Here is a 20,943-nt window from a genome sequence, read left to right on the forward strand (position 1 = left end):
GGCCGGTGATCCCGAACCACCGGCTTCGACGCGCTCCCTGGCTGCTGGGCCTGCTGTGGCTCGCGCTCGCGCTCGCCCTGACGGCCGCACCGGGATCGTCCCCGGGCGCCGGTGCCACCGCATCGTCCGGGTCCGCCACGATCGTCGTGAACCGCGGCGCGGTGTCGTTCTCCCCCGCCACGGTGACCCTCGCTGGAGGCGGCTCGCTCACGCTCGTCAACCTCGACACCTTCGACCACACCGTCACCTCGGTCGCCACCGACGCCGCCGGCGCTCCCCTGTTCGACGTGCGCGTCGCCGCCGGGACGAGCGCCACCATCACCGGCGTGGAGGCGCTGGCCGAGGGCGCCTTCGACTTCTTCTGCAAGCTGCACCCGCAGATGCGCGGGCAGGTGCGGGTCGAGGGCGGCGGCGGGACGGTGACGCCCCAGCTGCCGTCCTTCGACCAGCCACTCGCCGTACCCCGGGAGGTGCGGGGTGCGCGGATCACGGTGCCGATCCGCGAGGCGCGCGTGCGGATGCTGGCGTCCGGACCGACGACCCGGATGTGGACGTACGGCGGGAGCTACCCAGGCCCCACCATCGTCCGCCCGGCAGGTCGCCAGACGAGGGTGCGGTTCGTGCACCAGCTGCCCCGGAAGGCGGGCGCGATGACGGTGCACCTGCACGGCGACCACCACGCGCCCGAGCACGACGGACAGCCGACGACCCATCTGGTTCGCCCCGGGAAGTCACGCACCTACGACTACCCCCTGACCTACGGCGGGCTGCCGGAGCCGAGCTCGTTCTTCTTCTACCACGACCACCGCATGGACCGGACGGCTCGCAACAACTGGCGCGGACTGCAGGGCATGTTCGTGGTCGAGGACCCGAGCGAGTCGAGGCTTCGGTTGCCGGCGGGCAGCCGCGACGTGCCGCTGATGATCTCCGACCGGTCCTTCCGCAGCGACAACGCGCTCACCAACCCGTTCGCGCAGGGGCCGCGGATGGTCGGGCACCACGGGGCAATGGCCTGGGTCGGGCCGCACGCGCCGCCCAACGACGCCACGGTGGGCACGCACGTGCTCGTGAACGGTCGGCACGCGCCGTACCTCCCGGTGAGCGCGACGCGCTACCGGCTGCGGCTGCTCAACGCGTCGCACTTCTCGGCCTACTCGATCGGGCTCTCCGACGGCCGGCCGCTGCTCCAGATCGGCACCGGCAACGGCCTGCTCTCGCGGCCGGTGGTGCGCGACCGGGTGCTGCTCGGCCCCGCCCAGCGCGCGGACGTGATCGTCGACTTCCACGGGGCCAGCGGCCGCGACCTCGTGCTCGACTCGGTGCCCGCCGCCGCCGGCGAGTCCGGTGACGACGCGCGCGCGGCGGCGCTCATGCAGTTCCGGGTGGGCGCCGAGGCGGCCGACCCGTCGCGGCTGCCCGCACGCCTGCCCGCACCCGACCTGGTGCGCGTGCCCAAGAAGGTGTCGAAGACCTGGACGTTCGGGCTCGACGGCACCAAGCAGCACGGGACCTTCTGGTCGGTCAACGAGCGCGCCTACGACCCGGAGCGGGTCGACCACCGGGCCCGCCTCGGCACCGTCGAGCGGTGGCGCCTGCGCAACACCAGCGACCTGACCCACTACGTGCACATCCACGCCGAGCAGTGGCGCACCGTCCTGCGCGACGGGAAGGCCCCACCGCCGTGGGAGCAGGGCCTCGAGGACACCTGGCGCCTGGAGCCCGGCGAGGTCGTGGAGGTGGCGGCCCGGTTCGAGGACTACACCGGACCGTTCATGATCCACTGCCACATGCTCGACCACGAGGACCACGGCATGATGGCGCGCTTCGACGTCGTGCGCTAGCCCTCCCAGCCCTCGCTAGGGTGGCGCTGTGGCCGAGGAGAACAGCGTTGATCGACAAGACCGGGTGATGCAGCCGATCGACGTGACCACGGTGGCCGAGGGCATCGCGCGCCTCGCCTGGGGCCACGAGCACTCGGTCGAGGACGTACGCCGCGAGGTCAGCGCCGCACTCGTCGAGCACGCCCGCGTCGAGGTCTGGGTCGACCCCGACGACAAGACCGGTCAGCGGGTGGCGACCTGGTCCGGGATGCACCGCGAAGGCGTGATGCGCGGAGTGACCCTCGGCGACGAGGCCGTGGACCGCATCGTCTACGCACGGCTCAGCACCGACGCGCCCCTCGACGAGCCCGGTGGCTTCCGCGCGCTGCTCAACTCGTTCCTGCCGCGCAAGCGGGCGATCAGCCAGATGCTGATCCGCGACGAGCTCGGGCGCGTGCTGGTGTGCCAGCTCACCTACAAGACCGACTGGGACCTGCCCGGTGGCGTGGTCGAGGTGGGCGAGTCACCCCGCCTCGCGGTCAGCCGCGAGGTGGAGGAGGAGCTCGGCCTCACCATCCCTGCCGGCGACCTGCTGCTCACCGACTGGCTGCCACCGTGGGGAGGGTGGGACGACGCGATCTGCCTGGTCTTCGACGGCGGGGTCCACGCCGCAGCGATCGTCGAGACGATCGTCAAGCAGGAGCGCGAGATCCGCGACGCACAGTTCTGCACGCCGGCGCAGGTGCGCGAACGTGCGACGGACTTCACGGCACGGCGGATCGAGGCGGCGGTCCTGGGCGGGGTCGGCGGCTCGTCGACGTACACCGAGTCCGGCAGCTGACGACCCGGTCGCGACCGGACCCCCTGTCCGAAGCGGCTCGCCTGGGGGCAAGATGCAACGTATGAGCAACTGGGTCTACGACTTCGCCGAGGGAGACAAGAGCAAGAAGGACCTGCTGGGGGGCAAGGGCGCCAATCTTGCGGAGATGAGCAACCTGGGGCTGCCGGTGCCGCCCGGGTTCACCATCACCACCGAGGCCTGCCGGGCCTACCTCCAGCACGGGACCGAGCCGGACGGCCTGGCCGCCGAGGTGGACGACCACCTCGCCAAGCTCGAGAAGGACATGGGCCGCACCCTCGGCGACGCCGACGACCCGTTGCTCGTGAGCGTCCGCTCCGGCGCGGCGTTCTCGATGCCCGGGATGATGGAGACAGTGCTCAACATCGGCCTCAACGACGAGTCCGTCGTCGGGCTCGCGCGCCAGAGCGAGGACGAGCGCTTCGCCATGGACTCCTACCGTCGGCTGCTGCAGATGTTCGGCGGCACTGTGCTGGGCATCCACGGCGAGCACTTCTCCGACGCGCTCGACGGCGCCAAGGACGCCAAGGGCGTCACCGACGACCTCGACCTCGACGTCGACGACCTCAAGGCCCTGGTCGAGACCTTCAAGGCGTTGATCCGCGAGCACGCCGAGATCGAGTTCCCGCAGGACCCGCGCCGGCAGATGGACCTCGCGGTCAAGGCCGTCTTCGACTCGTGGAACACCGACCGGGCCGTCCTCTACCGCCGCCAGGAGCGCATCCCCGAGGACCTCGGCACGGCCGTCAACATCCAGGCGATGGTCTTCGGCAACCGCGGCATGACCAGCGGCTCCGGTGTCGCCTTCACCCGCGATCCCGCCTCCGGCGACCAGGGCGTGTACGGCGACTACCTCCAGAACGCCCAGGGCGAGGACGTGGTCGCGGGCATCCGCAACACGGTGTCCCTGGCCGACATGGCGAAGGTCGACCAGGCATCGCACGACCAGCTGCTCGACATCATGTCCACGCTCGAGCAGCACTACCGCGACATGTGCGACATCGAGTTCACCGTCGAGCAGGGCAAGCTGTGGATGCTGCAGACCCGGGTCGGCAAGCGCACTCCCGAAGCCGCGTTCCGCATCGCCGTACACATGGCCGACGAGGGCCTGATCGACATGGACGAGGCCCTGCGGCGGGTCACCGGCGACCAGCTGGCCAACACGATGTTCCCGCGCTTCGACGCCAAGGCGGACAAGACGCTGCTGGCCGTCGGCATGAACGCCTCTCCCGGTGCGGCCGTCGGCAAGGCGGTCTTCGACTGGGCGACGGCGGTGGAGTGGGCCGAGCAGGGCGAGGACGTCATCCTCGTGCGCAAGGAGACCACCCCCGAGGACCTGCACGGGATGATGGTCGCCAAGGGCGTGCTGACCAGCCGCGGCGGCAAGACCTCGCACGCGGCCGTGGTCGCACGCGGCATGGGCCGCACCTGCGTCTGCGGCGCCGAGGCGCTCGACGTGGACACCCGCGCGGGCGAGTTCACCGTCCGCGGTGGCAAGACGATCGTCGAGGGCGACGTCATCTCGATCGACGGGTCGACCGGCGAGGTCTTCGACGGGGCCGTCGCGGTCGCCGACTCCTACGTGGTGCGCCACTTCGAGGGCGAGGAGGTCGACGAGCCCCTCGTCGAGGCCGTCGCCCGGCTGATGGCGCACGCCGACTCCAAGCGCCGGCTCGCGGTGCGCACCAACGCCGACACCGCAGACGACGCGGCTCGCGCCCGCCGCTTCGGAGCGCAGGGCATCGGACTGTGCCGCACCGAGCACATGTTCCTCGGCGAACGTCGCCAGCTCGTCGAGAACCTCATCGTGGCCGAGGGCGACGAGGGGCAGAAGGCAGCGCTCGACGAGCTGCTGCCGCTGCAGCGTCAGGACTTCCTGGAGATCTTCGAGGCGATGGACGGGTTGCCCGTCACGATCCGCCTGATCGACCCGCCCCTGCACGAGTTCCTGCCCGACCTCACCGATCTCTCGGTCGCGATGGCGGTCGCCGACATCCACGGCCACCGCAAGAAGCGGCAGCGCAAGCTCCTGGCTGCGGTCCAGCGGCTGCACGAGTCCAACCCGATGCTGGGCCTGCGCGGTGTGCGTCTCGGCATCGCCATCCCGGGGCTGTTCACGATGCAGGCGCGCGCGATCCTGGAAGCCGCGGCCGAGCGGATCCGCGACGGTGGTCAGGCCGAGCCCGAGATCATGATCCCGCTGGTGGCCAGCGTGCGCGAGCTCGACCTGGTCAAGGGCCGGATCGAGCAGATCGCCCGCGACGTCGAGACCGAGCTCGGGGTCACCATCCCGCACAAGATCGGCACGATGATCGAGCTGCCGCGCGCCGCCATGACGGCCGGCGAGATCGCCGGGTCGGCGGAGTTCTTCTCCTTCGGCACCAACGACCTGACGCAGATGACGTGGGGGTTCTCCCGCGACGACGTCGAGGCCTCGTTCTTCAGCACCTACCTCGAGCAGGGCGTCTTCCCGGTCTCCCCCTTCGAGTCGCTGGACGTCGAGGGCGTCGGTGCGCTGGTCCGCAAGGCCGCGACCGACGGCCGCGAGGCGAACCCGGACCTGCACCTCGGCGTCTGCGGCGAGCACGGCGGCGACCCCGCCTCGATCCACTTCTTCCACGAGGTCGGGCTCGACTACGTCTCCTGCTCTCCGTTCCGCGTCCCTGTCGCGAGGCTGGAGGCGGGTCGCGCGGCGCTGCCCGCTGGTTGAGCAGGCGCGCCAGCGCCGTGCCGAAACCGAGGTCCCTCTAACCGAGCGCGGCGAGCGCCTCGTCATCGAGGGTGAGGTCCCGGGCCGCCAGGTTCTGCGCGAGGTGCTCCAAGGAGGCGGTGCCCGGGATCGGCAGCAGCACCGGCGAGCGCTGGAGCAGCCACGCCAGCGCGACCTGCGACGGGGTCGCACCGAGCCGGTCCGCGATCGGCTGCACGGTCGCAGCCACCGCGTCCGACACCTCGAGCGGTCGCCACGGCAGGAACGGGATGCCCTCGCGCTCGCAGTGCTCGAGCACGGCGTCGTCGGAGCGGTCGGAGATGGAGTACTTGTTCTGCACCGACGCGATGGGCACGATGCTGCGGAACTCCTCGAGCTGCGCGACGCTCACCTGGGAGAGCCCGACGGCGGCCACGACACCGTCGTCGAGCAGGTCCTTCAACGCCCCGGCCTGGTCTGCGAGCGGCACCGTCGGGTCGACGCGGTGCAGCTGGAAGAGCGGGATCACGTCGAGCTTGAGCCTCAGCCGTGACACGTGGGCCTGCTGGATCAGGTAGTCCGGTCGTCCGAGCGGCACCCACCGCGTGCCCGGCCTGGCCTGGCCGGCCTTCGTCGCGATCAGCACGTCGTCGCCGTACGGGCTCAACGCCTCGGCGACGAGCTCCTCGTTGAGGCCCAGCGCATAGGCGTCGGCGGTGTCGACGAGCTGGCAGCCGCCCTCGACGGCAGCGCGCGCGACCGCGATGGCGGTGTCGCGGTCGGGCGCGTCACCGAACGGGGCTGCCCCCGTCAGGCGCATGGCGCCGAAGCCGAGCTGGGCGACCGTGCGGTCGCCGATCTTCACGTCAGGCACAGGTCTTCCTCCACGAGATCATCTTGTTCTTGTACGGCGCTGCGTGGCCGCAGTGCCACCAGGACACCGACCAGCAGGAGCACTCCCCCGCCGACCTCGGCAGCGTTGGGACGCTGGTCGAGGAGCGCCCACGCGGAGGCCATGGCCACCACAGGAGCAAGCAGCACCCACGGTACGACGGCGCTCGAGGGCCAGCGCGCCAGCAGGGTGTTGAAGATGCCGTAGCCCACCAGCGAGGCCAGTCCTGCCGTGTAGAGCGTGGACAGCGCTGCCTGCCAGCTGAAGCCGGCCAGCGCCGTCGCGACCGCGGTCGGGCCGTCGATGACCAACGACAGGGCGAGCAGCGGGACCGGCACGACCAGTGCCGACCACACGGTGAGCGAGAGACCGCCGGGCACCTTGGTCGCGCGCGCCACGACGTTGCCGATTCCCCACGACAGCGCCCCGAGCAGGCACAGGCTGAGGGCGGCGAGGGTGACGTGGCCGCCGCGTCCGAGGCCGACGACGACCAGTCCCACCACCCCGAGCGCCACCCCGGCGGACTGCGCGATGGTCGGCACCTCCCGCAACACGCCGGCCGCGATCACGATCGTGAACACGACCTGCGCCTGCAGCACGAGGGCGGCGAGTCCCGGCGGCATGCCGGCCGCCATCGCGACGTACAGGAAGCCGAACTGGCCGAGCGACATGAACACCCCGATCGCCAGGATGCTGCGCCACGGGGCGGCCGGGCGCGGGATGAAGAAGATGGCGGGCAGCACGACGGCGACGAACCGGAGGGCGACGAAGAGCAGCGGTGGGACATCGGCCATGCCCCAGTCGATGACGACGAAGTTGAAGCCCCAGATGGTCGCGACGAGGGCAGCGAGGAGCGAGTCACGGGTATTCACCGCTCAAGTGTCCCGGGGACGATCATGAAGCACCAGCAATGTGTCGTACATCGAAAGCAGTAGCATCACTACATGATCGATCTCGCCGCCCTGACCAGCCTGCGCGCCGTCGACACCCACGGTTCGGTGGTCGGCGCGGCGGAGGCGTTGGGCTACACGCCGAGCGCCGTCTCCCAGCAGGTCAAGCGCCTGGAGAAGCAGGCAGGCGTGGCCCTGCTCGAGCGCGTGGGCCGCGGCGTGATGCTCACCGAGCACGGTCGGCGGCTCGTCACCGACGGGTCACGCCTGCTCGCCGACCTGGAGCAGCTCGAGTCCGGGCTGCACCGCGACGCCGGCCGGGTCGCCGGGCGGCTGCGGATCGCTGCGTTCTCCACTGCCATGCGCGGCCTCGTGGCGCCGGTCGTCCGTGCCCTCCTGGACGAGCACCCCGACCTCGCGCTGACCCTGACCGAGCGCGAGCCCTGGGACACCATCGACCTCGTCGCCTCCGGCCAGCAGGACCTCGGCATCGTGCACAGCTGGGGCGACGTGCCGCTGCACGTCCCCGAGCACCTCGTCGGTGTCACGATCGCTCGCGATGTCGCCGACGTCATCGTGCCGCGGGGTCACCGGCTCGCCGGCCGCACCCGGGTCTCGCCGCGCGACCTCGTCGACGAGCCCTGGGTGGCGACACCCGAGGGCAGCATCTGCCGGCAGTGGCTGATGCGGATGTACGACGGCACCGGGCGTGCGCCCCGGATCGCGCACGTCGCCATGGAGTTCGACTCCCACCTCGCTCTCGTCGGCGCGGGGTTGGGCATCGCGCTGATCCCGCGGCTCGGTCGCGCCCCGCTGGGCGACGACGTCGTCGCCGTCGCGGCCCACCGGCCGGCGCCCACCCGCGAGATCACCGTCCTGCACCGTGCGTCGATGGTCGACTCCCCCGCAGTGACGGCCGTCGTGCAGGCACTGTCCGCTCGCTGAGCCCAGCGTCGCCTTGCTGCCCGGGCAGCGGTGGTTCACCTTCTTCCGGTGAATCACCCCTGGTCGTCCAGCGCCGCCAGGTGTGGGCCGATGACCGCGACGAGCTGGTCGTGGACATCGCGATCAGCAGCAACGATGAGCCCGCGACGTGTGTTCAGCGCATCGCCCGCCAAGTCGGAGACCACGCACCCGGCTGCGCGGCACACCCCGATCCCCGCCGCGAAGTGCACGTTGTCCACGAACGTGCCGTCACTGATGTACGCCGCCCGGCGACCCGCGGCCACCCAGGCGACTGCCAGCGTCGTGGACGTCACCCGGGGACCGAACGACGCCCGGAAGGCTGCGTCTGCGAGCAGCTGCGGGCCCAGGAAGGGTCGATCCAGCGGGCCGTCGCAGTTGACGTCGACGAGTCGTGATCGCGACGACGGGAGGAGTGGCTCGTCGGCTCCGTCGCGGCGTACGAACGCTCCCTGCTTGTCTGCCCAGAACGTCTCGCCGGTGATCGGATCAGCGGACACGCTGACCACCGCGTCCGCCCCGTCGACCAGGGCGACATTGACGGCGACCAGCGGGGTCTGCGCGGCGAAGTTCAACGTCCCGCAGAGTGGGTCCACGAGCCAGCGGCGAGAGCCCGAGCCGCCACCCACGCCCCTCACCTCACCGCTCTCCTCGCCGACCCGAACGTCCTCGGGGCGAGCAGCCGCGATCGCCTCGAAGATCGCGCGTTCGGCGTCGAGGTCCGCGTCGGTCGCGAAGTCGAGCCCCGACTTGGCGTGCCTGGTCAGGCCGGTCCCGTAGGCAGCTCGCACCACCCGCGCGCCAGCTTCGGCGGCCACGAGAGCAATCTCGACATCGGTCAGCTGATTCGTCACCCATTCATCCTCGCCGACTGGCGCGGCCCGCTCGATGTCGGTGGCGCGCTACCGCGCGGCGCGCGAGGATGAGGCGCATGACGACCACCGACTGGGCCCCGTCGCCCGATCGACGTCCGGCCATGCGGATCGCACCCCTGAACATGGCCCACGCCCAGGACATCTGCACGTGGCAGTACTCGTCGCCGTACCACTGCTATGACATGACTGGCGCGACGCCCGCGGGACTGCTCGACCCTGTGGCCGGGTTCAACGCGGTCCTCATGGCGGACGAACTCATCGGGTTTCGCTCGTTCGGCGCCGACGGACAGGTCCCCGGATGGGCCTACGACGACGACGCGCTGGACACCGGCGGGGGCCTGCGGCCGTCGCTCATCGGGCAGGGATTCGGACAGGCCGCGATCCAGACCGGCCTGGCGTTCGGAACCGAGAAGTTCCACCCACAGGCATTTCGGGTCACCGTCGCGTCCTTCAATGCACGCGCTCTTCGAACTGTCGCATCCCTCGGTTTCCGGCCGGTCGGCGAGTTCGAGTCCTCCAACAATCGGACGCAGTACGTCGTCCTCAGTCGGCCTACGTCCGCCGGTGGAAGCTGACGTTGCCGTTGGGCAGGTGGGTGGTCCCGTAACGCTCGTCGTGGATCACGCGGTGGTGTCGGTGGCACAGCAGCCGGCCGGTGGTCGTGTCGGTGGGGCCACCCTGGGACCAGGGTTGGTCGTGGTGCACGTGACACGCGGCGGGCGGCAGGTCGCAGCCCTCGGCGGTGCAGCCGCCGTCGCGCTGGGCGATCGCGACGCGTTGCGCCCTGGTGTGGAACCGGCGGGTGCGGCCGAGATCGAGGACCTCGGAGGTCCCGCCGAGGACGGCGGGGATGATCCCGGCCTCGCACGCGAGCCGTCGGGCCTGGCCGGCGCTGAGCCGGCCACCGGTGTCGAGCGACGCCGCCGCGAGTCCGCCCATCAGCGTCCCGAGACCCATCGTGACCACGACAGTGGCGGACACGCCGCCGCTGGTGGGGAGGCGGTCGGCGGCGTATCGCTCGATCCACTCGATGAACGCCCACCCGAGGCGTTCGTGGAGCGGCCGCTCGTCGCGGGGCGCCTGTCCGGTGATCGCCATGAGCTGTTTGCGGAGCATCTCCGCGGCGCCGGCGGTGGGCAGGGTGAACTTCCCGGTGGTGGTGCCGTCGGGGTTCTCGCGCAGCGTGAGGGAGACCTTGCGCGCGGCGGCGGCTTCCTCGTCGGCCAGCGCCTTGGCCTCGGCGGCCTCGCCGACCTCGGGGGCGACGGTGTCGAGGATCCGGCGCCCGAGGACCTTGAGCGCCTTGGCGTCGTGGTCCTTGGCGAGCACCAGGAGGTGCTCGACGGCCCGCGGCTTCACGTGCTGGTGCGCCGACGGGATGGCATCGACGGCCTTGACGATCACCCACGCCTGGTCGACATGCACCCCACCACCCGCCAGCGCGGCCTGCACCGGGGCATGCAGCTCCTCGGACAGTCGTCGCCCCAGGTGGGTCAACCGGTTGACCTCGGGACGCGTGAGCAGCGAACGCCCCGCCCACCACTGCCCGGTGTGCCGGGCCCCGATCACGTCACCCAGTCGGCGGTGATCAGCCTCCCCGACCGCAGCGGTGACGGCACCGGTCGAGCGGTCGACGAGCCGGGTCGCGACGTCGAGCAACCGTGTGAGGTCGGCATCGGACAGGGTCGTGACGGGGAGCCCGGACAAGTCGTCGTACGCCGCGTCCAACCGCTCCAGCACGGCGGTCAGCACCGGCGATGGCGGGACCGGGGCACCCGGCGCACGCCATTGCTCGTCGGTCGTCATCGCGCACCCCCTCCATCGGCTGGAACCAACCCGCAGTCGTGTGACTGGGGTCCGGGGCGCCTTTTCCGGGTGGTGGGTTCGACCAGCAGTTCCACGATGGGATGAGCCGCAGCTTGCTCACCCGCTGATCTGGTCCGCTGTGGACCATGTGCTGAAGCAATCGTACGCCCGTTCGAACACCGAGGGAAGGCCCAACCGGAGCGATTTGCCGCCGTTCGCTCCGGGCGAACGCAATCATGGCGCTCGAAACTAGGGTGGTCCCATGAAGGCCCCTCGAGCACTGGCACGGTTCAACAAGCGCGTGACCAACCCGATCCAGTCGACGTACGCACCGCACCTCGCGCCATGGGCGGTCATCACGCACGTCGGCCGCAAGTCCGGGCAGACCTACCGCACCCCGGTCGTGGGCTTCCGGTCCGGCTCGACCTTCGCGGTGGTGCTGTTCTACGGCCCCGAGTCGGACTGGGTGCGCAACGTGCGCTCGGCAGGTTCCGCGACGATCACGCGACGCGGTCGGGACCTGACGTGGAGCAACCTCCGGGTGGTCCCGGCGGACACCGCCGGCCTGCCGAGGGCCGCGCGCACACTCGGCGGAGCAGCCCGCCCGGTGCTCGTCGGCGACCTCTCCTGACAGTCAGCTCGATGCCTGGCCGGTGAGACCCGGCCCCCAGTCTCGAAACAAGACCGCCCCAAGGAGCATCCATGTCTGACCCCCAGGACCCGTACGCGACGCTGGCGCGCCTGCTCGACGAGCGGTGGACCTGCCGCCAGTTCCTCGCTGACGAGGTGCCGCGGGAGACCATCGAGCGCCTGCTGGCCCTGGGGCAGCGGACACCGTCGTGGTGCAACACCCAGCCGTGGCAGGTGATCGTGACCAGCGGCGAGGGCACGCACCGCTTCCGCAAGGGGCTGCTCGAGCACGTGGCCAGCCAGCCCCCTGCACCGGACTTCGACTTCCCCGCTGCCTACACCGGCGAGCACCGCGCCCGTCGGCGCGAGTGCGGATTCCAGCTGTACGACAGCGTCGGCATCGTCAAGGGCGACGCCGACGCGAGCCTCCGCCAGGGACTGCGCAACTTCGAGCTCTTCGACGCCCCGCACGTCGCCATCATCACCACGGAGGACGACCTCGGGGTGTACGGCGCGGTCGACTGCGGCCTCTACGTCAACACGTTCCTGCTCGGCGCCCAGAGCCTCGGGCTCGCCGCCGCGCCCCAGGCCGCACTCGCGTCGTACTCACCGTTCCTGCGCGAGCACTTCGACATCCCCGACAATCGTCGCGTGGTCGTGGGCATCTCGTTCGGCTACGCCGACCGCGACCACCCGGTCAACGGTTTCCGGACCTCGCGCGCCGCGCTCGCCGACACCGTCACCTGGCACTAGGCGGTCAGAACAGCGCTGACGCGAGGTCCCGCCGCCCGGCCAGCACCCGCTCGTCGTCGTTGCCGACGGCCGCGAAGAGCGCCAGGAGGTGGTCTCGTGCCTTGGCGCGGTCGGCGTCCGCCGTACGCGCGACCAGGTTGATGAGGCGGGTGAAGGCGTCCTCGACATGGCCGCCGAGGAGGTCGAGGTCGGCCACCAGCGTCTGCGCCTCGACGTCGTCGGGAGCGGCAGCGGCAGCTGCGCGCGCGGCGTTGAGGTCTGCGCCCTGGGTCCGCTGCAGGACCTTCGCCATCGCCAGTCCCGCGACGGCCTCCGAGTCGGCCGGGTTGGCGTCGACGAGCTTCTGGTACTCCGCGACTGCGCGATCGATGTCGCCCTCCCCCAGCGCGTCCTGCGCTGCGGCATACCTCGGGTCGACCTCGGGCTCCTCGCCCTCGACCGGCTCGACGCCGCGCGGCTGGTGACGCCCGGTGATGCCCTGGGTCGTGAGCTGCTGCCCGACCTGGGTCAGCGCGGTGCGCAGCTCCTCGATCGGCACGATGTCCTGGAACAACGGCATCGGTCGCCCGTCGACCACCGCCACCACGAGCGGGATCGACTGGATCTGCATCGCCTGCGCGATCTGCGGCACGGCGTCGATGTCGACGAGGCCCACGAGGTAGCGCCCCTCGAACTCGCCCGAGACCGCGACCATGTCGTCGGCCAGGTTGCCGCTCTCGGGCATCTGCGTGCGCGAGAAGAACACCAGCAGGACCGGCGCGGCCATCGAGGACTCGATGACCTGCTGGAAGTTGGCCTCCGTGACGTCGACGGAGTACGCCGAGTGGCCGGCACCGGAGGCAGGCGCACCCGACGCCGGGGCGGGCGAGCCCGCGGGCGGTTGGGCGGGGCGCTTGAGCGCCGAGAGGTCAATCGCACCGGGACGGGAGAACGGCTGCTGCGTCATGGCCCCCATTGTTCCGTGTCAGCCCCAGCCGGGGCGAATGCGCCCCCGACGTCGAGGCGCCGGTAGCCTCGCCGCGTGCCTGCCACCGACCTCCTCGCCCGCCACCGGCACAACGTCGTGCTGCTCGGTCGATTCGGCGTCGTCGGCGCCTCCGGCGTCCTGGTCAACCTCGTCACCCTGATCCTGGTCAAGAAGCTGGGCCCCGGCTTCGACGAGGCGGTCTTCGCGCTGCCGCTCGGCGAGTTCAACCTCCGCTGGTACCACGTCTACTCGACGGTCGCCTTCTTCGTCGCGAACCTCTGGAACTTCCAGCTCAACCGCAGCTGGACCTTCCGCAGCGCCGGCCACTCCCCCTGGATCAGGGAGTACCTCCCCTTCCTCGCAGTCGGTCTCGCCGGGCAGGCCATCGGCCTGGCCCTGCTCACGGCCCTCCTGCACCCGCACTCGCCGCTCAGCCTGCCGACGGACGTCTTCGACGACTCGACGGGCTTCCGGACCCGCCTCTACTGGGCCCAGCTGATCGTGATCGCGGTGGTGACCCCACTGTCGTTCGTGCTCAACAAGCTCTGGACGTTCGCGGCCGTCCGCAGCCACCACAAGGAGCTCGCCGATCCCATCCGCGTCGAGCGGCTGACCGAGGACGACCAGGCGTGAGGCACTAGCGCGTCCAGCGCAGGACCTGTCCGTCCCTCACCTCGACCGACGTCGGCGGCCTCGGGGTCGGCACCTGACGCAGGTGGGACAGCACGTCGAGCCGTCCGCGCAGCACCACCGACCGGTCCTGCCAGTGCACGTCGGGGTGCAGCAGCGGTGACAGCCGGGCCCAGTCGGACTCGTCGATGAAGGACCAGGCCGCCATCGCCGGCGCCGGGAGCTCCGGCAGGTCGTGCAGCATCTTCGGCGTGCACATGCGCCAGGCGTCGAGCACCAGCTCCCGCATCTCGTCGAGACCCAGCGGTCCCAGCCGGGCACAGACCCACTGGAACCGCAGGTCGGAGGTCGGCGGCAGGAAGAACGTCTCCGGAGCCGACGCGACCAGCCCGTCGCGCGCAGCCTTCGGGTAGCCGAAGCCCATCGCCTCCTCGTCGGCCGAGAAGGCGACGTACACGATCTGGCCGACCCGGAACTTCCAGCGCCCGCGCACCTCGACCTCGTAGCTGCGCGGCAGCGGGTCGAGGATGCGCCGGACGTCGTCCGAGGTGACCATGGGAGGCAGGCTAGACGAGCACGTCCTCCCGCGACGCCGAGCGACGCGGCGGACGCTGCTTGTCGACCAGGGCCGAGCCCTCGACGTCGAGGTGCGGCAGCAGGCGGTCGAGCCACACCGGCATCCACCAGATCTTGTCGCCCAGCAGCGACATCACCGCAGGCGTGAGCGTCATCCGGATCAGGAACGCGTCGAGCAGCACGCCGACCGCGAGACCCAGCCCGATGGGACGGGCCATCGTCATGTGCGAGAAGACGAAGCCGGAGAACACCGCGACCATGATCAGCGCGGCCGCCGCGACGACACGGGCACCGGACGCGAACCCGTTGCGCACGGCCTGACCCGCGGTCTGGCCGTGCACGTAGGACTCGCGCATGCCGGAGACCAGGAACATCTGGTAGTCCATCGCCAACCCGAACAGGATGCCGATCAGCAGCGTCGGCATGAAGCTGAAGACCGCGCCGGGGTTGTGCACGTCGAAGACGCCACCCAGCCAGCCCCACTGGTAGACCGCGACGATGACACCGAAGCTCGCCACCACCGACAGCAGGAAGCCCGCGGTCGCCAGGATCGGCACCAGCACCGACCGGAAGACGATCGTGAGCAGCACCAGCGAGAGCCCGATCACGAGCGCGATGTAGAGCGGGAGCGCTCCGGCGAGCCGCTCGGAGACCTCGATGTTGGCGACCGCCTGGCCGGTCACGCCGAGGTCGACACCCTCGCCTGCCAACGACTCCGTCACCGGTCCGCGCAGCGCGTCGACCAGCGCGACGGTCCGCTCGGCCGACGGTCCTTCTTCGGAGACGACCTGGAAGGCGACCGTGCGCCGGTCCTCGCTGACCCCGATGGGCAGCACGTCGCGCACACCATCCACGGCCGCGATCTCCTCGCCGATGCGTGCCTCGGTGCCCACGAGCTCACCGGCGGCGATCGGTGCCTCGACCGTCGCGGAGACCAGGATCGGGCCGTTGGCGCCCGTGCCGAACGCGTCCGCGACCCGCTCGTAGGCCTGGAAGGCCGTCGAGTCGCGGCTCTCCGAGCCGCCGTCGGGCAGGCCGAGCCGCAGCGACAGGGCAGGCACCGCGAGCGCGCCCATGACGATGACGACGGCCACGATCGCTGCGGGTGCACGGCGGGTCACGACGCCCACCCACTTCTCGGGCCAGCCGTCACGGTGCGGCGCCGTGGACGCCACGGTCTTGCGGGGTACGGCGCGGCGCCCCGCCAAGGACAGCAGCGCCGGTGTCAGGGTCAGCGCGACCAGGACCGTCACGGTCACGGTCGCCGCGGCGAGCAGGCCCATCTGGATCAGCGTCGGGATGCCGGACACCAGGAGGGCCGCCAGGGCGATGATCACCGTCGCTCCGGCGACCACCACTGCCGTACCAGCCGTGCCGGTCGCGAGCGCGATGCTGTGCCGGATCTCCTCGCGCGTGGTCACGGCTCCGCCGCGGACCACGTCGGCCAGCTGTCGGCGGTGCCGGTTGACGATGAAGAGCGCGTAGTCGATGCCGACCGCGAGGCCGAGCATGGCTCCCAGCACGGGCGCCATCTGCTGGATGTCGAGCCAGTGCGTGAGCGCCATCGCGCCCATCAGGCTGGCGCCGACGCCGGCGAAGGCGATCGCCAGCGGGAGGCCGGCCATCACGAACGATCCCAGCATCACCAGCAGCACGACGGCCGCCACGGCGACGCCGATGATCTCGCCGATGCCGCCGACCTGGGTGACGAAGACGAGCTCCTGGCCGTAGTCGACCTCCAGCCCTGCGTCCTCGAGCTGCTCTCCCGCCTGCGGGACGAGCGCGAGGTCGTCGGGCGAGATCTGCTGCATGCTCTCGTCGAAGCGGACCTGCACCAGCGCCGTGTTGCCGTCCTCGCTGACCATCCGGATCCCGTCGCCGAGCCCCCGCAGGGTGGCGCCGTCGGTGTACTTGTCCTGGGCCCGGTCGAGCCGGGTGCGAGCCCGGTCGAGCTTGCGCTCACCGTCGGCGAGCATGGCGTCGAGCTCGGCCTGGCCGGAGATGCGGTAGGGCAGGGTCGCGTTGTCGGGGTCGGTGCGCTGCAGGCGCGCGATGTCGCGCTCGCCCTCGCCGACCAGCCACCTGAGCCGGGAGAGCTTGCGGGCGCCCTTCTCGTACTTCTTGCGGCCGTCGATCAGCTTCTGCTCGCCCTCGGCCAGGTCGGCCGAGCTCTGGTCGAGCTGGCGCTGCGTCTCGAAGGGGTCGACCGTCCCGGTCACGTGCGGCAGCGTGCGCCACTGCGCCATGGTCTCGCTGATCGCCCTGCGCTGGGCCGGGCTGAACCCGTCCTCGCTGTGCAGCACGACCGTGCCGGTGCCGCCGGCGACCTCCGGGATCTGCTCGCCGAGCTCGTCGAGCACGGCCGCGAACTCACTGTCGGGCAGCTCGAACTCGTTGGTCAGCGGCCGCTGGAACGACACCATCGCGGCGGTCACCGCAGCGAGGACCAGCAGCCACGCGATGACGATCGCGATCGGGCGTCGGGCAGCGCCGAGGCCGAGTCGGTAGAGGAAGGAGGCCATGTCAGCTGTCGCTTTCCGAGAGTGCGGCTTCGTCGAAACCGCTGAAGAGGAGGTCGAAGGCCCGCCGGATCACGTCGTGGTGGCGGCGGGTGAGTGACGCGTCGTTGGGGTCGGCCGAAGGGGTCTCGGCCACGATCAGGCGCGTCATCCGGGTGAGGATCGCGCCTGCGGCCGCGGCCAGCGCGGCGACGTAGACCGGGTCGGCGTCCGCGCCGAGCCGTTGTCGCAGCCCGACCTCGAACGCGTCGATCTGGGAGTCGGAGAACTCGCGGAGGAACCGGCGGGTCGCCGGCGACGACTCCGCTGCCCGTTCGAGCACGAAGGCCTGGGCGAAGACCGGGTCGTCGAGCAGGCCGGCCAGCACCGCGACGACGGACTCACGCAGCGGCTCCGCGGCAGGTCGGGCGAGGAACGCCGCCACGGTGTCCTGGGTGACCTGCTCGATCGAGGCGGTGAGGACGTCCTCGACCCGGGCGAAGTAGTTGAACAGCGTCCGGCGCGAGACGCCTGCCTCCGCCGCGATCCGATCAGCCGTCAGGGCGTCGATGCCCTCGGTGGCGACGATCGCGACGGCCGCCTGGCTCAGGGCCTGACGGGTGCGCTCCTTCTTCATGGCGCGCAGTCCGCAGGAGGCGAGGTCGATGGTCATACCTGCACTGTAAGGCAACTTTGCACCACCGTGCACCTCCGAGGCGGAGTGGTCCTCCTCACTCCTCCGCGGGTGCGAGGTCGGCCACTGCGTCACGCCAGTCGGCCGCGAGCCGCTCGAGGTCCGCGCGGTGCTCCTCGATCCGGCAGCCACCACCACTCGGCTTGACGAGGATGCCCTCCTCGAGCCAGTGCGGACGAGCGCGCTCGAGCAGGTCGGGCGCGAATCCCCCACTGGCGTTGGTCACCCGCCACCACGTCACGCCGTCGCCGTACCGGCTCATGACGGCTCCGACCTGCCGTGGGCCGATGCCGACGATCCGGCCGAGATCGCCGTACGCCGCCACCCGACCCGGCGGGATCAGGTCCACCGCCCTCAGGACCAGCTCGACGAGCCGCTCGTCCACGCGGGGCCCTCAGTTGGAGACGCGCGGCCCGCGCAGGCCGGACCGCTGCACGACGCGCTGGATGGCGAGGTCACGGTCGTCGGGGCGGCCCACGAACCGGATGTCGCGCAGCCCCTGCTCCTGCGCGGCGGACTCGAAGACGAAGTGCCCGAAGCCGAGCAGTCGACCGTGCAGCGGCTTCTTCACCGTGATGTCGAGGATCCGCGACAACGGCATGGTGGCGAGCTGCTGCGAGAGCACGCCGTGCACGCGGAAGACCCGCATGTTGGTGATCACGAAGCGGTCCATGTGCTCGCTCAGAGCACGCCAGGTCGCGTGCGCGAGGATCGCGAGCGCCAGCGCGAAGGGCAGCCACGCCAGGTCGAGGTCGACGAACGGGACCGAGACCACGAGCGCGAGCGCCACGACGGCCTCCGCGATCGGCTGGAGGTAGACGATGCCGTGGTGGCGGACCTCGTCGACGATCACCTCGCCCTCCTCACGGAGGAGGTGCCGGCGGATGTTGGGGTCGAAGATGCCCCTCACGTCAGCAGCCCATGTCCCGAGTCACGACCTCACGACAGGGCGCCGACGAAGTCGATGATCGCCGTGAAGAGCTGCTGGGTGAGGACCCACGCCTGGTCCGCCCCGGACTTGGCAGCCTCGGCCAGCCCATTGGGGTCGGTGAACATCCAGAAGCCGAGGAAGACCACGACCAGCACGATGGCGAGCTTCTTGACGTTCATCGGGTACTCCTCGAGAAGCAGTGCACAGGACGGCCCCATGTCTACCAGCACCCGGTCCCCGGATCGCGCAGGCGCGCCCGCGCTAGGACTCGAAGGCGGCGAGCAGCGTGTCGGCGGCGGCGTAGGGGTCCGACTCCCCCGCGCCGACCGCCGCAGCGAGCTCGTCGAGCTCGGAGCGCCCGTGCACGTCACCCCAGCGGGCTCGCAACGCGGTCACCGCGATCGCCTCGATCTCGTCGCGTGCGCGGCGCGTACGGCGACGGGCGAGCTCGCCACTGTCCGCGAGCCAGGCGAAGTGCCGGTCGATCTCGGCGGCCACCTCGTCGAGGCCCTCGCCCTTGGCGGCGACCGTCTTGACGATCGGCGGCTTCCAGGCTCCCTCGCGGCGTTCGGCGAGCGCGAGCATGGAGCGCAGGTCGCGACGCACCTGGTCGGCGCCGTCGCGGTCGGCCTTGTTGACGACGTAGAGGTCGCCGATCTCGAGGATCCCGGCCTTCGCGGCCTGGATGCCGTCGCCCATGCCCGGAGCCAGCAGCACGAGCGTGGTGTCCGCGAGGCCGGCGATCTCGACCTCGCTCTGGCCGACGCCGACGGTCTCGACCAGGATCACGTCGCAGCCCGCTGCATCCAGCACACGCAGCGCCTGCGGGGTCGTCCAGGCGAGCCCGCCGAGGTGGCCGCGCGAGGCCATCGAGCGGATGAAGACGTCACTGTCGAGCGCGTGCTCCTGCATGCGCACGCGGTCGCCGAGCAGGGCGCCGCCGGAGAACGGCGACGACGGGTCGACGGCGAGCACGCCGACGCGCTTGCCGGCCTTGCGCAGCTCCGTGACGAGCGCGTTGGTGGAGGTGGACTTGCCCACCCCGGGCGAGCCGGTGATGCCGACGACCTGGGCCTGCCCGGCATGCGGCGCCAGCGACGCCATCACCTCGCGCAGCAGCGGCGACTCGTCCTCGACGAGCGAGATCAGCCGGGCCACGGCACGGGCGTCACCGGCGCGTGCGCGGGAGACGAGATCGGGGACCGACACCGCTGCGCGGCGTCGGCCCCCTCCCGTGGAGCTCGTGGTGGAGCGTGCGCTCACCTCGGGGACGGATCAGGCCTGCGGGACCCGGATGATCAGGGCGTCGCCCTGACCGCCGCCACCGCACAGGGCGGCCGCACCGACGCCGCCGCCACGACGCTTGAGCTCGTGGGCCAGGTGCAGCACGATGCGGGCGCCGGACATGCCGACCGGGTGGCCGAGCGCGATCGCGCCGCCGTTGACGTTGATCTTGTCGTCGGAGACGCCGAGCTGGCGACCCGACTCGATGCCGACGGCCGCGAACGCCTCGTTGAGCTCGAAGAGGTCGATGTCGGAGACGGCGATGCCCTCCTTCTCGGCGGCCTTCGCGATCGCGTTGGCCGGCTGGAGCTGGAGCGTGGAGTCGGGGCCGGCGACCTGGCCGGAGGCGCCGATCTCGGCGAGCCAGGTGAGCCCGAGCTCCTCGGCCTTGGCCTTGCTCATCACGACGACGGCGCAGGCACCGTCGGAGATCTGCGAGGCGGAGCCGGCGGTGATGGTGCCGTCCTTCGAGACCGGGCGGAGACCGGCGAGCGACTCGACGGTGGTGTCGCCACGCACGCCCTCGTCCTGGCTGACCGTGATGTCGCCCTTGCGGGACTTGATGGTCACGGGGACGATCTCGTCGTCGAACAGGCCGTTCTTCTGCGCGAGCGCGGCACGCTGGTGCGACTGGGCGGAGAAGGCGTCCTGCTCCTCGCGCGTGAGCTTGGCGCCGGCGACGTTGTGGCTGTCGGTGAGGTTGATCATCGCCTGGTCGGTGAACTGGTCGTAGAGCGCGTCGTAGGCCATGGAGTCGACCAGCTTGGTGTCGCCGTACTTGAAGCCGTCACGGCTCTTCGGCAGCAGGTGCGGGGCCAGGGTCATCGACTCCATGCCGCCGGCGACGACGATGTCGTGCTCGCCGGCGCGGATCATCTGGTCCGCCAGCGCGATGGCGTTGATGCCCGACAGGCACACCTTGTTAATGGTGATGGCAGGCACGTTCATCGGGACGCCGCCCTTGACCGCGGCCTGGCGGGCGGCGATCTGGCCGGCACCGGCCTGGATGACCTGGCCCATGATGACGTAGTCGACCTGGTCGCCCGTGACGCCGGCCTTCTCCAGGGCGCCGGCGATGGCGACGCCGCCGAGGTCGGCAGCGGACTGGTCCTTGAGACCGCCCAGGAGGCGGCCGATCGGGGTGCGGGCGCCCGCGACGATGACAGATGTGGACATGAGTGCTGCC

General features: G+C 71.1%; 21 protein-coding genes. 8 read left to right on the forward strand and 13 right to left on the reverse strand.

Annotation, left to right across the window (positions count from 1 at the left end; all coding sequences use genetic code 11):
• Nucleotides 1–5 precede the first annotated feature (5 nt).
• The 3 genes from C9J87_RS10850 (at nucleotide 6) to ppdK (ending at nucleotide 5,389) form a co-directional block, all read left to right on the forward strand.
• Nucleotides 6–1,841, forward strand: a complete 1,836-nt coding sequence (locus C9J87_RS10850; protein ID WP_157953175.1) for a multicopper oxidase domain-containing protein — start codon at nucleotides 6–8, stop codon at nucleotides 1,839–1,841.
• A 28-nt stretch (nucleotides 1,842–1,869) separates the two neighbouring features.
• On the forward strand, nucleotides 1,870–2,661 hold the full coding sequence (locus tag C9J87_RS10855; protein ID WP_010832446.1) for an NUDIX domain-containing protein: 792 nt from the start codon (nucleotides 1,870–1,872) through the stop codon (nucleotides 2,659–2,661).
• A gap of 61 nt (nucleotides 2,662–2,722) precedes the next feature.
• Nucleotides 2,723–5,389, forward strand: coding sequence for a pyruvate, phosphate dikinase (gene ppdK, locus C9J87_RS10860; protein ID WP_107705539.1), 2,667 nt, complete (start codon nucleotides 2,723–2,725; stop codon nucleotides 5,387–5,389).
• A 37-nt stretch (nucleotides 5,390–5,426) separates the two neighbouring features.
• Here ppdK and C9J87_RS10865 read toward each other — a convergent pair whose 3' ends face one another.
• Together C9J87_RS10865 and C9J87_RS10870 are read right to left on the reverse strand one after the other, a co-directional pair.
• Nucleotides 5,427–6,242, reverse strand: a complete 816-nt coding sequence (locus C9J87_RS10865) for an aldo/keto reductase (RefSeq protein ID WP_232820026.1) — start codon at nucleotides 6,240–6,242, stop codon at nucleotides 5,427–5,429.
• Complete coding sequence (locus C9J87_RS10870) at nucleotides 6,230–7,132, reverse strand: EamA family transporter (RefSeq protein WP_010832443.1); 903 nt, start codon at nucleotides 7,130–7,132, stop codon at nucleotides 6,230–6,232. The genes C9J87_RS10865 and C9J87_RS10870 overlap by 13 nt, the downstream gene beginning before the upstream one ends.
• Before the next feature lie 72 nt (nucleotides 7,133–7,204).
• On the opposite strand from C9J87_RS10870, the gene C9J87_RS10875 reads away from it, so the two are divergent.
• Nucleotides 7,205–8,095: a LysR family transcriptional regulator gene (locus tag C9J87_RS10875; protein ID WP_107705540.1), complete on the forward strand. Its 891-nt coding sequence runs from the start codon at nucleotides 7,205–7,207 to the stop codon at nucleotides 8,093–8,095.
• A gap of 53 nt (nucleotides 8,096–8,148) precedes the next feature.
• On the opposite strand, the gene C9J87_RS10880 is transcribed toward C9J87_RS10875, so the two are convergent.
• Entirely contained in the window at nucleotides 8,149–8,967 is an 819-nt protein-coding gene (locus tag C9J87_RS10880) for an inositol monophosphatase family protein (protein ID WP_232820027.1), read from the reverse strand.
• Nucleotides 8,968–9,044: 77 nt separating this feature from the next.
• Between C9J87_RS10880 and C9J87_RS10885 the strand changes: the two genes are divergently transcribed.
• On the forward strand, nucleotides 9,045–9,563 hold the full coding sequence (locus C9J87_RS10885) for a GNAT family N-acetyltransferase (RefSeq protein WP_051204144.1): 519 nt from the start codon (nucleotides 9,045–9,047) through the stop codon (nucleotides 9,561–9,563).
• Here the strand turns inward: C9J87_RS10885 and C9J87_RS10890 are convergent.
• Nucleotides 9,541–10,794, reverse strand: a complete 1,254-nt coding sequence (locus C9J87_RS10890; protein ID WP_051204143.1) for an HNH endonuclease signature motif containing protein — start codon at nucleotides 10,792–10,794, stop codon at nucleotides 9,541–9,543. The two genes, C9J87_RS10885 and C9J87_RS10890, sit on opposite strands and share 23 nt — an antisense overlap.
• A 262-nt stretch (nucleotides 10,795–11,056) precedes the next feature.
• Between C9J87_RS10890 and C9J87_RS10895 the strand changes: the two genes are divergently transcribed.
• Nucleotides 11,057–11,425 (forward strand): nitroreductase family deazaflavin-dependent oxidoreductase, encoded by a 369-nt coding sequence (locus C9J87_RS10895; RefSeq protein ID WP_010832437.1) that lies wholly within the window; start codon nucleotides 11,057–11,059, stop codon nucleotides 11,423–11,425.
• Nucleotides 11,426–11,496: 71 nt separating this feature from the next.
• Nucleotides 11,497–12,177 (forward strand): nitroreductase, encoded by a 681-nt coding sequence (locus tag C9J87_RS10900; RefSeq protein WP_010832436.1) that lies wholly within the window; start codon nucleotides 11,497–11,499, stop codon nucleotides 12,175–12,177.
• A gap of 4 nt (nucleotides 12,178–12,181) precedes the next feature.
• Here the strand turns inward: C9J87_RS10900 and C9J87_RS10905 are convergent, their stop codons facing one another.
• The gene (locus C9J87_RS10905; RefSeq protein ID WP_107705610.1) at nucleotides 12,182–13,123 is read right to left on the reverse strand and encodes a co-chaperone YbbN; all 942 of its coding nucleotides are present in this window, start codon (nucleotides 13,121–13,123) and stop codon (nucleotides 12,182–12,184) included.
• Nucleotides 13,124–13,198: 75 nt separating this feature from the next.
• Here C9J87_RS10905 and C9J87_RS10910 point away from each other — a divergent pair, with 75 nt between their 5' ends.
• Nucleotides 13,199–13,777 (forward strand): GtrA family protein, encoded by a 579-nt coding sequence (locus C9J87_RS10910; protein ID WP_010832434.1) that lies wholly within the window; start codon nucleotides 13,199–13,201, stop codon nucleotides 13,775–13,777.
• Between the two features lie 4 nt (nucleotides 13,778–13,781).
• Here C9J87_RS10910 and C9J87_RS20255 read toward each other — a convergent pair whose 3' ends face one another.
• From C9J87_RS20255 to C9J87_RS10950, 8 genes are all read right to left on the reverse strand, one after another.
• Entirely contained in the window at nucleotides 13,782–14,330 is a 549-nt protein-coding gene (locus tag C9J87_RS20255) for an MmcQ/YjbR family DNA-binding protein (protein ID WP_232820028.1), read from the reverse strand.
• Nucleotides 14,331–14,340: 10 nt separating this feature from the next.
• Entirely contained in the window at nucleotides 14,341–16,872 is a 2,532-nt protein-coding gene (locus tag C9J87_RS10925) for an MMPL family transporter (protein ID WP_107705541.1), read from the reverse strand.
• Between the two features lies 1 nt (nucleotide 16,873).
• A complete protein-coding gene (locus tag C9J87_RS10930; protein WP_107705542.1) occupies nucleotides 16,874–17,521 on the reverse strand; it encodes a TetR/AcrR family transcriptional regulator in 648 nt (215 codons plus the stop codon).
• A 58-nt stretch (nucleotides 17,522–17,579) separates the two neighbouring features.
• A complete protein-coding gene (locus tag C9J87_RS10935) occupies nucleotides 17,580–17,927 on the reverse strand; it encodes an MGMT family protein (protein WP_107705543.1) in 348 nt (115 codons plus the stop codon).
• 9 nt (nucleotides 17,928–17,936) lie between these two features.
• Nucleotides 17,937–18,452 (reverse strand): PH domain-containing protein, encoded by a 516-nt coding sequence (locus tag C9J87_RS10940; protein WP_107705544.1) that lies wholly within the window; start codon nucleotides 18,450–18,452, stop codon nucleotides 17,937–17,939.
• 29 nt (nucleotides 18,453–18,481) lie between these two features.
• Nucleotides 18,482–18,652 carry a hypothetical protein gene (locus C9J87_RS19660; RefSeq protein WP_156887169.1) on the reverse strand — a complete coding sequence of 57 codons (171 nt, stop codon included), beginning with the start codon at nucleotides 18,650–18,652 and terminating at the stop codon, nucleotides 18,482–18,484.
• Between the two features lie 82 nt (nucleotides 18,653–18,734).
• A complete protein-coding gene (gene meaB / locus C9J87_RS10945; protein ID WP_408635545.1) occupies nucleotides 18,735–19,736 on the reverse strand; it encodes a methylmalonyl Co-A mutase-associated GTPase MeaB in 1,002 nt (333 codons plus the stop codon).
• A gap of 12 nt (nucleotides 19,737–19,748) precedes the next feature.
• On the reverse strand, nucleotides 19,749–20,933 hold the full coding sequence (locus C9J87_RS10950; RefSeq protein ID WP_010832427.1) for an acetyl-CoA C-acetyltransferase: 1,185 nt from the start codon (nucleotides 20,931–20,933) through the stop codon (nucleotides 19,749–19,751).
• Nucleotides 20,934–20,943: the final 10 nt, after the last annotated feature.

The sequence above is a fragment of the Nocardioides allogilvus genome (assembly GCF_003047285.1).
Lineage (GTDB): Bacteria > Actinomycetota > Actinomycetes > Propionibacteriales > Nocardioidaceae > Nocardioides > Nocardioides allogilvus.